Origin of the sequence: Paraburkholderia sp. GAS348 (assembly GCF_050434205.1) — a bacterium.
Taxonomy (GTDB): domain Bacteria; phylum Pseudomonadota; class Gammaproteobacteria; order Burkholderiales; family Burkholderiaceae; genus Paraburkholderia.
Genome location: NZ_JBNPVT010000001.1, coordinates 361133 through 373907, shown reverse-complemented (window position 1 = coordinate 373907; position 12775 = coordinate 361133). Strand labels below are relative to the sequence as shown.

General features: G+C 63.3%; 12 protein-coding genes. 5 read left to right on the top strand and 7 right to left on the bottom strand.

Features of this window, described 5'->3' with window-relative positions; translation table 11 throughout:
• Positions 1-2 precede the first annotated feature (2 nt).
• The 4 genes from P3T22_RS01775 to P3T22_RS01760 all read right to left on the bottom strand — a co-directional run bounded on the left by P3T22_RS01775 (position 3) and on the right by P3T22_RS01760 (position 3912).
• Entirely contained in the window at positions 3-1046 is a 1044-nt protein-coding gene (locus tag P3T22_RS01775; protein WP_063500365.1) for a TRAP transporter substrate-binding protein, read from the bottom strand.
• Positions 1047-1209: 163 nt separating this feature from the next.
• Positions 1210-1974 (bottom strand): SDR family NAD(P)-dependent oxidoreductase, encoded by a 765-nt coding sequence (locus P3T22_RS01770; protein WP_063500366.1) that lies wholly within the window; start codon positions 1972-1974, stop codon positions 1210-1212.
• A gap of 97 nt (positions 1975-2071) precedes the next feature.
• Complete coding sequence (locus tag P3T22_RS01765) at positions 2072-3070, bottom strand: transketolase family protein (RefSeq protein WP_429324049.1); 999 nt, start codon at positions 3068-3070, stop codon at positions 2072-2074.
• Positions 3067-3912 carry a transketolase gene (locus P3T22_RS01760; RefSeq protein WP_063500368.1) on the bottom strand — a complete coding sequence of 282 codons (846 nt, stop codon included), beginning with the start codon at positions 3910-3912 and terminating at the stop codon, positions 3067-3069. The genes P3T22_RS01765 and P3T22_RS01760 overlap by 4 nt, the downstream gene beginning before the upstream one ends.
• Positions 3913-4023: 111 nt before the next feature.
• Here P3T22_RS01760 and gcvA point away from each other — a divergent pair, with 111 nt between their 5' ends.
• Positions 4024-4941, top strand: a complete 918-nt coding sequence (gcvA, locus tag P3T22_RS01755; RefSeq protein WP_429324048.1) for a transcriptional regulator GcvA — start codon at positions 4024-4026, stop codon at positions 4939-4941.
• Positions 4942-5050: 109 nt separating this feature from the next.
• On the opposite strand, the gene P3T22_RS01750 is transcribed toward gcvA, so the two are convergent.
• A complete protein-coding gene (locus tag P3T22_RS01750; protein ID WP_063500369.1) occupies positions 5051-5362 on the bottom strand; it encodes a hypothetical protein in 312 nt (103 codons plus the stop codon).
• A 303-nt stretch (positions 5363-5665) separates the two neighbouring features.
• Here P3T22_RS01750 and P3T22_RS01745 point away from each other — a divergent pair, with 303 nt between their 5' ends.
• The 4 genes from P3T22_RS01745 to P3T22_RS01730 are packed head-to-tail and all read left to right on the top strand — an operon-like array spanning position 5666 to position 10136.
• Positions 5666-6421: a DUF3348 domain-containing protein gene (locus tag P3T22_RS01745; RefSeq protein ID WP_429324047.1), complete on the top strand. Its 756-nt coding sequence runs from the start codon at positions 5666-5668 to the stop codon at positions 6419-6421.
• Positions 6422-6431: 10 nt separating this feature from the next.
• Entirely contained in the window at positions 6432-8786 is a 2355-nt protein-coding gene (locus tag P3T22_RS01740; protein ID WP_429324046.1) for a DUF802 domain-containing protein, read from the top strand.
• Positions 8783-9430 (top strand): OmpA family protein, encoded by a 648-nt coding sequence (locus P3T22_RS01735; RefSeq protein WP_429324045.1) that lies wholly within the window; start codon positions 8783-8785, stop codon positions 9428-9430. Before P3T22_RS01740 ends, P3T22_RS01735 begins: the two co-directional genes overlap by 4 nt.
• Complete coding sequence (locus tag P3T22_RS01730) at positions 9423-10136, top strand: DUF2894 domain-containing protein (RefSeq protein WP_429324044.1); 714 nt, start codon at positions 9423-9425, stop codon at positions 10134-10136. Before P3T22_RS01735 ends, P3T22_RS01730 begins: the two co-directional genes overlap by 8 nt.
• 287 nt (positions 10137-10423) lie before the next feature.
• Here the strand turns inward: P3T22_RS01730 and P3T22_RS01725 are convergent, their stop codons facing one another.
• Both P3T22_RS01725 and P3T22_RS01720 read right to left on the bottom strand, forming a co-directional pair.
• Positions 10424-10648, bottom strand: a complete 225-nt coding sequence (locus P3T22_RS01725; RefSeq protein ID WP_063500374.1) for a hypothetical protein — start codon at positions 10646-10648, stop codon at positions 10424-10426.
• Between the two features lie 125 nt (positions 10649-10773).
• Positions 10774-12708 (bottom strand): putative bifunctional diguanylate cyclase/phosphodiesterase, encoded by a 1935-nt coding sequence (locus P3T22_RS01720; protein WP_429324043.1) that lies wholly within the window; start codon positions 12706-12708, stop codon positions 10774-10776.
• Positions 12709-12775: the final 67 nt, after the last annotated feature.

The following is a 12775-nucleotide window of genomic DNA, read 5'->3' as shown; positions in this document are numbered from 1 at the left end:
CATTACCCCAGTTTTCCGACGGACTTCTCCAGCAGCCCCCACGCCTCGTCGCCGTATTTGGCTTTCCAGTCGTGATAGAAGCTCGTCTTGGCCAGCGCGCCACGGAAAGCGTCGCGGTCGACATCGATAAAGGTAATGCCCTTCTTTTTCAGGTCGTCGCGCAACGAGAGGCTGAGCTTGGCGATATCCGCGCGTTGCAGCATCGCGGCGTTTTCGAATTCACGCGTGACGATCGCACGGATGTCGGCCGGCAGGCGCTCCCACGCGGCGCGATTGCCAAGAATCCAGTAACCGTCCCACACGTGCGACGTGAGGCTGATGTACTTCTGCACTTCATAGAGCTTGGCCGTCGCGATGATCGGCAGCGGGTTTTCCTGACCCTCCACCACGCCGGTTTGCAACGCCGAATACAGCTCGTTGAAATTGATTGGCGCAGGGCCGGCGTCGAGCGCCTTGAACAGTGAGGTCAGCATCGGCGCTTGCGGCACGCGAATCTTGAAGCCTTTCAGATCGGCCGGCGCGCGCAACGCCTTGGTGGACGAGCTAATCTGCCGGAAGCCGTTGTCCCACACCTTGCTCACCGACACGATGCCCGACTTGCCGATCTGCGCGCGAATGTAGTTGCCGAGATCGCCGTCCATCGCCTTCCAGACCGCGTCGTAGTCCTTGAATGCGAAGCCGGTGTTGACGATGCCCGCGGCGGGCGTCAGTGTCGCCAGAATCGACGAGGCCTGGTTGAAGAACTCGACGCCGCCGTTGCGCACCTGCGAGAGCAGATCGGTGTCGGAGCCGAGCTGATTCTGCGGAAAGAGTTTGATGTCGAGGCGGCCCTTGGTCGCTTCGCGAATGTGATTGATCGCCTCTTGCGCACGGATGTTGACCGGATGCGTCGGGTCCTGGCCGGTCGCGAGCTTGTACGAAAACTCGGGGGCCGCCATCGCGCTTCGCGAGATGCTCCATAGCGGCGCGGCGGCTGACATGGCCGCACCGGCCTTCAGAAAGGTGCGGCGGCTGATGCCCTGCGGGGCGTTCGAACGGGTTGTCATGGTGTCTTCCTCCAATCCTGGATCGCGCGTCGTTATGGTTTTTTTTCGTATCTGAACCGCGGCGGCTGCACGTGTCGCTCGCCGCGGTCGTCTGTTCTCTACTACAAGGTCTCCATCGCCGCCGCCGGGCTCCCGTCGGACGGCCCGTCCTGCCGGACCAGGATTAGCCGTGAATCAGCATGCCGCCATTCACGTCGATCACCGCGCCGGTAATATACGACGACAGGTTCGACGCGAGGAACAGGAATGCGCCGGCCACATCGTCGGGTACACCCAGGCGATTGAGCGGAATGCCGGCGAGAATTTCGCCGCGCTTGTCGTCGCTGATCTTGCCTGCGTTGATGTCGGTCTGGATCAGACCGGGTGTCACGCAGTTCACGCGGATGCCGTCGTTGCCGAGTTCGCGGGCCATCGCCTTGGCGAGGCCCAGCACGCCCGCCTTCGCCGCCGAATAATGCGGGCCGCCGAGAATGCCGCCGCCGCGCTGCGCCGAGACCGACGACATGCAGCCGATCGAGCCGCTCTTCTGCTTCTTCATCTGCGGGACGACCGCTTGCGACAGATACAGCACACCGCGCAGATTGACGTCGAGGATACGGTCCCAGCTTTCCGGATCGATCTCGAGCAGCTTGGCGGCCTGAGTAATGCCGGCGTTGTTGATCAGGATATCGATCGATCCGAAATCGGCAACCGTGCGTTCGACAGCGGCCTGGCAGGCGCCACGGTCGGTCACGTTGCACACATAGCCACGATGTTCGGGCCCGATCGACGCAGCGGCTTCGACCGCGGCGGCTTCGTCCAGATCGAAGATGGCGATGCGTGCGCCATGCGCCGCGAACATCCGGGCGGTCGCCATGCCGATGCCGCGCGGCGACGCGCCGCCGGAAATGACGGCGACCTTGCCGTCGAGTAGACGTGACTCTGACATGATGCGTATCTCCTGAATATGAAGCTTATGGTTTGCCAGGTTGTTTGCTATCGGCTACTACTCGTGTTTGCCACGCCTGATGGGCGCTTGTCGGCCTTTACCGCAGCCAGCCTCTGATCGTGTCGCACATCGCCTCGGTGGAAATGCCGTAGCGGTCGTGCAAGGTCGGCAGCGCACCCGCGTCGAGAAACGCGTCGGGCAAGCCGATCTGACGGAACGGCGGCGTGACGCCATGGGTCAGCAGCACCGCCGCCACCGCTTCGCCCAGACCGCCGATCACTGTATGGTTCTCCGCCAACACCACAAGGCGGCCTGAGCGGCGCGCTTCGCGCAGCAGCGTGACGGTGTCGAGCGGCTTGATGGTCGGCACGTGCAGCACGCCCACGTCGACGCGATCCGCAGCCAACGCCTTGGCCGTTTCCAGCGCACGCATCGTCATGATCCCGGACGAAATGATCAGCACCTCGGCGCCATCGCGCAGCAGCTTCGCTTTGCCGAGCTCGAACTGATAATCGTATTCGTCGAGCACGACCGGCACGTTGCCGCGCAACAGCCGCGCATATACCGGGCCGCGATGCTCGGCGACGGCCGGCACCATCTGCTCGATTTCGATGGCGTCGCACGGGTCGATCACCGTGAGGTTCGGCATCGCGCGGAACAGGGCGAGGTCTTCCGCCGCCTGATGACTCGGGCCGTAGCCGGTGGTGAGGCCAGGCAGGGCGCAGACGATCTTGACGTCGAGGTTGTCCTCGGCAATCGCCTGATGGATGAAGTCATAAGCACGGCGCGCGGCGAACACGGCGTACGTGGTGACGAACGGCTGCGCGCCTTCGTGCGCCATGCCGGCCGCGGCACCCATCAATAGTTGTTCGGCCATGCCCATCTGGTAGTAGCGCCCGGGATATTCCTTCGCGAACAGATGCAAGTCGGTGTACTTGCCGAGGTCGGCAGTCATGCCGACCACTTCGGGCCGGTTGCGTGCCAGTTCGACCAATGCGTGGCCGAATGGCGCGGAACGCGTGATCTGCCCTTCTCCGGCGATCGATGCGATCATCGCCGACGTCTTCAAACGCGGTTTCGGTGCGGCGGCGCTCATGCTTTTCTCCCGGCTTCCAGCGCCTGCAGCGCGAGTTGCCACTCGTGCGCATCGACGCGGATAAAGTGATTTTTCTCACGCGCTTCGAGGAACGGCACGCCGCAACCCATCCGCGTATCGCAGACGATGATTCGCGGTTGCGCTTCTGGATGCGCCAGCGCCGCATCGAACGCGGCGACGACGGCCGCGAGATCGTTGCCGTCCACGCGCTGCACAAACCAGCCGAACGCCTGGAGCTTCTCGACCAGCGGCTCGAACGCCATGACGCTCGACGACGGGCCGTCGGCCTGCTGGTTATTGACGTCGACCATCGCGATCAGATTGTCGAGCTTCCAGTGGGCCGCGGACATCAGGCCTTCCCAGATTGCGCCTTCATCGAGTTCGCCGTCGGAGAACAGGGTGTAGACGCGGGCATCCGAGCCCTTGCGCTTCAGACCCAGGCAGCGGCCGACCGCAATCGTCAGCCCTTGCCCGAGCGAGCCGCCGGACATTTCCATGCCGGGCGTATAACTGGCCATGCCGGACATCGGCAGACGGCTGTCGTCGCTGCCGTAGGTTTCCAGTTCTTCGTCGGCGATGATGCGGGCCTCGATCAGCGCGGCGTACAGCGCGATGGCGTAGTGGCCGTTCGATAGCAGAAAGCGGTCGCGGCCTTCCCATTCGGGGTCGTCGGCGTGATAGCGCATGGCGCGGAAGTAGGCGACGGCCAGGACATCGGCGATATCGAGCGCCTGGCCGATATAGCCCTGCCCCTGCACTTCACCCATGCGCAGCGCGTTGCGGCGAATCTGATAGGCGTGCTCCGCGAGCTGGGGGTACGGCGCGGTTTCGCTAGTGGTCACTGATTGTCTCCTTGAGGATCGCTTTGCAGGGGCCGCTGTGATGCCGATCCCAGTGAGTCAAGCGTAATCTCGCGCTCACACGCGCTCAAACGAATTAAGATGGGTCAATGGATGAATTCAATTCACGTTGATGCTGCCATGCACAATCGCTTCACCTTCAAGTCGATACAGGCATTCGAAGCCGCCGCACGGCTCTCGTCGTTTGCGCTCGCAGCAGACGAACTGTTTGTCACGCCCTCCGCCGTCAGCCACCAAATCAAGCTGCTCGAAGAGCAATTGAGCATTCGTCTGTTCCATCGGCTGCACCGCACCGTGATCCTGACGGACAATGGAAGGCAATACGCTGAGGAAATCACCGCGGCGTTCGCGCGGATCGACTCAGCCACCCGCGAGATCGGGCGGGCCGCCAAGAGCGACATCCTCACAATCCATTGCACGCCCAGCTTTGCGACTCAATGGCTGATGCCGCGCATCGCGCGCTTCAGCGCGGCGCATCCGGATATCGATGTGCGTTTGAATGCGTCGTCAGAGGCGGTGAATCTGATCTCGGAAGCGGTCGATATCGACATTCGCTACGGCCCGAGAAAGCTCCAGCCGGCCGGTACGATGGTGCTCGAATTGCCGCCCGAGACGATCGTGCCGCTGTGTTCGCCGGTGCTCATGGCGGGCGAGCATCCGCTGCGCAGCGTGGCGGATTTGCAGCAGCATCCGCTGATTCATAGCGAGGGGTGTCTGGTGAGCTGGCGTGACTGGATGCGTTTGTATCGCAAAACGCGGCTCGACATCGGACGCGGTCCGCGCTTCGATCGCTCGTTCATGGCGATCAGCGCGGCGGTGGACGGCCTGGGCGTCTGCCTTGAAAGCCTGCTTCTGGCGCAACGCGAACTGGAAACGGGCCGGCTGGTGGCACCGTTCGGCGTCGAAGGGCTCACCGTGCGCGGCTATACGCTCAACCTGCTGAAATCTCGCGCCGAATTGCCGAAGCTGCACAGCTTTCAGGATTGGCTATTTGCGGAACTTGAGAAGTGACGCGCGCGCGGCGCTGATCCGGTCATTCGCAAACAATGCCGGGCAGGCCACCGCGGTCTGCCCAGGCCGGCGCCGATGCGCTGCCGCGGGCAGAGCCGCCAGCCGGCCTTTAAGGTTTGCCTTTGAGGGTAAACGGAGCCAACAGTGACTGGACATCGACCTGCTGCCCCTGGAGCAGAAGCAGCCTCGCGTGAAGCACCGTATTCTCGAGAACAAGCTTGGCGGTGCTTAGCAGATAAAGCGCGTGGATGTCGGAGATCGACATGTTGCCTGCTTCGACCAGGTGGTGACGCTCAACCAGTGAACTCATGACGAGGCGCCTGAGTTCCTGCTCTCCAAATGGAAGGTCCGCGTAGTCGATCGGGTCGTCGGCTTCCACTTCCCGCAGCAGTTCAACCAGCGTTTCCGTGCTCACGTCCATGTGCAGGCTCCACGTTGTCGTTTAAAACCAGCATAGCCAAATAGAGTCACCAGCACTGACAGCCTAGCATGTGGACGACCGAATCGCAGTTCAAGGCAGCCGTCGAGCAGTCTGTCCACCTTGCGCGGAGCCCCGACGCCCGAATGCTGCCGGGCTCCAAGTCACGACGGCTGAAATAATCCAGGCATCGCGAGTGGCCTGTCGGCCACGCTGAAATGCCGCGCCCGGCAGCCCGATTCATTAAGGGGCTGCATCCCTCACCCCGCCGGCGTGTAAACTGCTGTCTTTTTTGACTCTGGTGGTATGGTGCAAGCCCCACAGCGCACAGCTTTCAGTGGCCCGGCGCTCATTCGCTTACTTGCTCGCCTGACGGACGTCGATGTTCCCGAATCCAGCCAATCGCTCTCGGACCGGCTAAGCCAATGGCTCGGCTGGACCGACGCGATCGCGTTGTCCGCGGCGCTGAACAATCCTCCGCCTGCCGGCGCCGCCGGCGCGCGCGCGTTCGGCGACGCTGAAGAGAGCGAGTGCGCCCGCGTGCGCACGTCGTTGGCGAATGCCATCGTCGGCGATAGCGTGTTGGCCGGCGCGAGGCGTCGCGGGTCTGCGGCGCAAGCGCTCCCGCAAGGAGCCCCGGTGGATGCGCCGGTCGATTACGCGGTTTTTCGTCAGCGCTACCACTCCATGCAGCAGACGATGGAGACGGGCATCGGCAACCTGCGCGGCCGTCTGCGGGCCATGTTGGCTGCCAAAACGCCCGCCATGGCCCGGCTCGCGGTGGTGGACGCCGTGATGGAACGCGCGCTCAGCGAGCGTGAACGGAGTCTGCTGGCCGCCGTGCCCGGCTTGCTCGCAGGACACTTCGAGCGTTTGCGCCAAGCGGAGCAACAGGCGCTGGCCGACGCTGAAGCCTCGGGGGACGCCGCAACCACCAAACCCGCCACGCCCGGCGCCTGGCTGGACGCGTTCCGCAAGGATATGCAGAGCGTGTTGCTTGCCGAACTGGATGTTCGTTTACAACCGGTCGAAGGGTTGCTCGCGGCCCTTCGCACCCGCTAACTGGGACACTATGTCCAGATATCTCAATCTCGTTGTTTTTCTGGTAGGTCTGGCCGCTGTGTGCTGGATCGGTGCCGGCTACGTCGGCTCGAACGCGCTGGCATTGGCGGTCACGATGTTGATCGGCGTTTGCTACCTGGCGGGCGCGCTCGAACTGCGGCGCTACGGCGAGGCCACTTCCACATTGGCGCGTGCGGCCGCGGACATGTCCGGGCCGCCGCCCAGCCTGGGCGCCTGGCTTGAGCCGCTGCATCCCAGCCTGCGCAACGCAGTACGCCTGCGCGTCGAGGGTGAGCGTGTGGCCTTGCCGGGCCCGCCGCTGACGCCGTATCTGGTCGGCTTGCTCGTGCTGCTGGGCATGCTCGGCACGCTCCTCGGCATGGTGGCGACCCTGCGGGGCACCGGCATGGCGCTGGAAAGCGCGACGGACCTGCAGGCTATCCGCGATTCGCTCGCCGCACCGGTCAAGGGGCTGGGCTTCGCGTTCGGCACCTCGATTGCGGGCGTGGCCACCTCCGCGATGCTGGGGCTGCTGTCGGCGTTGTGCCGGCGCGAGAGGATCGATGCCGCGCAGATGCTCGACGTGAAGATTGCGACAACCTTGCGCATCTACTCGCAGACCCATCAGCGCGAGGAAAGCTTCAAGCTTCTGCAGCGGCAGGCCGAGGTGATGCCCACCCTCGTCGATCGTCTGCAGACGATGATGGCGGCCATCGAGCAACAGAGCCTCGCCTTGAACGAGCGGCAGATCGCCAGCCAGAACGTCTTCCATAGCAAGGCCGAGGCGGCCTACACGCGCCTTGCTGCCTCCGTGGAGCAGTCGTTGAAGGAGAGCGTCGCCGAAAGCACCCGCGCCGCCAGCGCGGCGCTGCAGCCGGTCATGGAGGCCACGATGGCGGGTCTCGCGCGTGAGACAACCGCACTGCACGATACCGTCACGCACGCCGTGCAGCGGCAGTTGGACGGGCTCTCGACCGGCTTCGAGGCCACCACCACCACCGTCGCGGACATCTGGAACAAAGCCCTGGAGGGGCAGCAGCGCTCGAGCGAGGCGCTCGCCCAACATCTGGGCACGTCGCTGGATCGCTTCACCGAGACCTTCGAGCAACGCTCGGCCGGCCTGCTGGATGGCGTCGCCGCACGCCTCGACGCAACGGCTGGCAGCGTGTCGGCAGCATGGCACGAGGCGCTGTCACGGCAAGAACAGGTCAGCGAGAAGCTGGCGGGCCACAACCAGCAAGCCCTGGCGGCGGCCGCTGCGGCCTTCGAACAGCACTCGGCGTCGCTGCTACGCACAGTGGGCCAATCGCATACGGACTTGCAGACGGAATTGGCCTCGCGAGACCAGCAACGATTGGCGGTCTGGACCGAGACGCTCGGTTCGATGGCCACGACCTTGAGCAAGGAATGGGAGCAGGCCGGCGCGCACACCGCGAGCCGGCAGCAGGAAATCTGCGACGTCCTCGCACAGACCGCGCGCGACATCTCGGCCCAGACACAGGCGCACGCGAGCAGCACGATCGCCGAGATCGACCGGCTCGTGCAAGCGGCGGCGGAAGCCCCCAAGGCCGCGGCCGACCTGCAGGCAGAACTCGCCGCCCGGGACCAGCAGCGGTTGGCCGCATGGACCGAGACGCTCGGTTCCATGGCCACGACGTTGAGCAAGGAATGGGAGCAGGTCGGCGCGCACACCGCAAGCCGGCAGCAGCAGATCTGCGACACGCTGGCACAAACGGCACACGACATCTCAGCTCAGACGCAGGCGCACGCAAGCAGCACGATCGCCGAGATCGCCCAACTCGTGCAAGCCGCGTCGGAAGCACCCAGGGCCGCAGCGGAAGTCGTCGCCGAACTGCGTCAGAAGCTCTCCGACAGCATGGTCCGCGATACCGCGATGCTGGAAGAGCGCAGCCGACTGCTGGCAACGCTGGAAACCCTGCTCGATGCCGTGAACCATGCCTCCACCGAGCAGCGCACAGCCGTCGACGCGCTGGTCGCCACATCGGCGGATCTGCTGGATCGTGTCGGCACCCGTTTCACCGATAAGGTCGAACTCGAGACCGGGAAGCTGGGCGCGGTGGCCGCGCAAGTCACCGGCAGCGCCGTCGAAGTGGCAAGCCTCGGCGAAGCATTCGGCGCGGCCGTCCAGTTGTTCGGCGAGTCGAACACCACGCTGGTCGCGCATCTGCAGCGTATCGAAGCCGCGCTGGACAAGTCCCTCGCGCGCAGTGACGAGCAATTGGCTTATTACGTGGCCCAGGCGAGAGAAGTCATCGACCTGAGCATGATGTCGCAGAGGCAGATCGTCGAAGACCTGCAGCACCTCGCGGGCAAGCGGGCGTCCGCGGGAGCTGAAGCGGCATGAGCGAGGAAATCGACGGCGGCATGGAGGCCACGGCGCCCATCTGGCCCGTGTTCGGCGATCTGATGTCGGTGCTGCTGGGCGCTTTCGTGCTGATTTTGGTGGGCGTCATCGGCGTTCAACTGGAACTCTCGACCCGGCTGGAGCAGGAGGTCAAGCAGCGTCAGCTGGAAACGCAGCGCCGCAAGACTCTGGAACAGGCACTGGCAGGGCCGCTGGCAGCGGGCCGGGTGACGCTGGTCAACGGGCGCATCGGCATCAACGGCAGCGTGTTGTTCGCGTTGAACTCCGATCAATTGCAGCCCGCAGGCCGGGACGTCCTGAAGAGCCTGGCGGGGCCGCTGTCCGCTTATCTCCGGGCCAATGACGAGATCCTGATGGTGAGCGGCTTTACCGACGACCGGCAAGTGCGCGAGGCTAACCGCCGCTTTGCCGACAACTGGGAGCTGTCGGCCCAGCGCGCGTTGACGGTGACCCGCGCGTTGATCGATGAAGGGGTTCCCGCTTCGTCCGTATTTGCGGCTGCGTTCGGCGCCCAGCAGCCCGTCAGCTCGAATGCCGACGACCAGGGCCGGGCCAAGAACCGGCGAGTGGAAATAGCGCCGGTTCCGAGGCCTTCGAGCGCAACGGTGAAGTCCCTTGAGTAGCGAGACTAGTGAGAACGGTGGCGCTAGCCGCGTGGCAAGCAGCGCCCGGGCAACGCTCGACGCATGGCGCGAGCGCGGCGCCGATCGTCTGGATCCCATCCGCTTTCATTTCATCGAGGCGCTGGATCGGCGTGCAGCGAGCCACAACGGCGAAGTGCGGCGTCTGCTGGACGACAGGCTGTCCAAACTGATCGAGGCCTATGCGGGTGATCTCGCGCGTACGGCATCCAAGGTTGCCGATGGTGGCACTGGCACTGGCACTGGCACCGGCACCGGCACCGCGGCATCATCCAGCGAACCCGCACGCGGAGCGCTGGCCGCACTGATCGGCTACATCGCCAGCCACGCGTCGGCAGATGGAACCGGCCCTGCAACGGGTGACGCCGCGCCCCGGCGCCCCGCTTATCCGGAACTGGAAGCGCTCGAGTACTTCAGGGAGACCTGGTCCAAGGTCCGGTCCGAGAAACAGTTGCGGCAGTCGCTCAAGAAAGCGCCGGGTAACGCCGGTCCGCTCAATTCGAGCAGCCTTGTGCATCGGTCGCTCTCGCTAATGCGCGAGCTGTCGCCCGGGTATCTCCAGCAGTTCCTGTCGTACGTCGACGCCTTGTCGTGGATGGAGCAGATGAACGGCGGCAGCGCCTCGCCGGCAAAAGATGCGCCTCGTACTGCGAGCACCAGGAAGAGTGCCCGAGGCAAACCCCGTTAGCGCGGGGGCAGATCAGTCGAAGCCCTGAGCCATCACAAGCCGGCCAAAAACAATCCGCCGGTTTGCACCGCTTTCACGTCCGATCCAAAGTCCACTTCACAAATACAGCACCGACCTCCCGCAAGACAGCCTCCCGAGTGGGCATGCCAAGCGCCAGCGCATCGTAATAGGCCGCAATGAAAAGCGGAACACGTCGCGTGTGGGCGCAGGATTGCATAGTCATTGGTTTCCTCGCCATAAAAAAACGGGCCAGTCCTGCGAAGGACTGGCCCGCTCACCGCGCGAAATCACGCTTGAGGATTCGTATCGTCTGTGGCTTGAGCATTGTCGGCGTCGTCCTGCTTCTCGCCGTCTTTCTTCTCGACCAGCGACTCCAGTGCACCGGCGCCTTCAAAGCCCGCCACCGCTGCAACGCCTTTCGTTAGCAGACCTGCTTCCGGATCGACTTTTTCTGCCGCTTCAACGGCTGCTACTGCCCCAGCGATCTTGCCTACTTCATCCAAGAGTCCCATTTCGCCCTCCGCGAGAAAAAGTGAAATGCCATCCTCTCACGAACTCCATGCCTTGTCGCCAAATGTAAAATTGACTTACCAGTTTGCCGCCGATCCGAAATGACATCATCAGCAACTGCTACCTCTCACACCTTATCCGCGCAATGCGCGGCAAGCCTTTTCTCCACGTGCGGAATCTCCTCACCCCGGACTGGCTTGCCCAGAAGAAAACCCTGGGCATGCGTGCATCCGCAGACGCGCACAAAATTCAGCTGTTCCTGCGTTTCGATGCCTTCCGCCGTGGTTGGTATGCCGATTTCCCGTGCCAAAGCCACAATCCCGCGAACCACGGCCGCGGATTCGCGCCGATGCACGGACTCCTTCACGAACGAACTGTCGATCTTGAGCTTGTCGAATGAGAAGCGCACGAGCGTCGACATGGTTGAAAAGCCAGTGCCGAAGTCGTCGAGCGCGAGACCGATTCCCAACGCGCGAAGCTTCTCGACGTTGCGCCGGGTGACGGTATCGTCGCGCAACAACACCGTTTCTGTGACTTCGATATTCAGACGCGCCGGCGGCAAACCCGTCCTGGCAAGAATCAATGCGACCGTCGAGGCGAACGATTCCTCCCGCAATTGCACCGGCGAAACATTCACAGCGACGCTCACTGCATCACGCCAGGTGGCAGCTTCCGTGCATGATTGCAGCAAGGCCCACTCGCCGAGTGCGAGGATCAGGCCCGTACGTTCGGCGGTGGGAATAAAGGCGGACGGAGAAAGCTCGCCGCGAGTCGGGTGCGTCCAGCGAAGCAGTGCCTCGCGGCCGGAAATCGTGTCGTTGCCGAGATCGACAATGGGCTGGTACTCCATGCGCAAATCGCTATAAGACTGCATCGCGCCTTCCAGATCGCTTCGCAGGAGGCTCAAACTTTCGTCGGATGCGTGCCTGACGGCATCGAAGATAGCGAAGGCGCTTTTGCCACTGCGCTTGACCGCGTACAACGCGCGGTCCGCGCAGATCAGCAATTGCGGCCCGGTCTTTGCATGCTCCGGATAGAGCGAGACGCCCACGCTCGCGCCGATATGCACCAACGCCTCGCTCAATGCGAAAGGACGCGCCAGCGTTTTGACGATACGGTCTGCCAACACATGGACGTCGCGGGCCAACGCCGTGCAGTCGGTCATGGCGACGAACTCGTCGCCGGCCAGGCGTCCGACCAGATCGCCGGCCGGCAGGATTTCACGCAAGCGCATCGCGGCCTCCTCAAGGATCTGATCACCGGCGGCATGGCCCAGGCTGTCATTGATCGCCTTGAAACCGTCGAGGTCGATCAGTAGCACCGCGAATCGATAATCTTGCCGTAACGAGCCTGCCGCGGTGCGCTCCAGCAGAAGCTCTGTAATGCGCGCACGGTTGGGCAGGCCAGTGAGACTGTCCTGGTGAGCGAGCCGATGACTGCTTTCGCGCGCCAACAGTAACGCAACGGTGTCGCGATTGCTGCGCAATGCCACGGTAAAGAAACCCGCCGCACAAAAGGGCGCCTGAAATAGCAGCACGAGCTTGCCGGAACCGGGAGAAAGCGCCGCCCCCCAACCCAACAGCGCGAGAATGAACGAAATCTGGAGAAGCACCAGCCGGGGTGTGCCTGCATTACGTCCGGCTAGCCCACCGATTACACCCACCGCGCAAACGTTGCCGAGAAGAAAAAGCGTCTGGTTTCCGCTGGTATTGCATAAAAAGGTGCCGAAGCCAAATAAGGCGGCCCAGAGAAGGCTAGCGAAGAGAAAGGCTGAGGTAGGAGTCGGCAGGTTGCGAGCGCTGCGCCGGCAGCACTGCCGGATCAACGTGAGACGCGTAATCAGCAGCGCGGCCACGGCGCTGCCCCACCACGCGTAAAGGGCTCTTGGATACAGATAGTAGGCGGTCGCGCACACACTGATTTCGCAGATCGACGCAAATACAATCGATGCGGTTCGAGTGAACAGGTTGGCAAGCAATATTTGCCGGTTGTCGGCGCTCAGATTCTGAGCGGAGGACACCAGCCATTTGAAAAATGGAGACCTTGGTTCGCTGAAAGCCATGACCTACGCATTTTTAATGGTTAGGGGGTCGAATAGGACGCGCCTCGCGATTATTACGTAAACACAA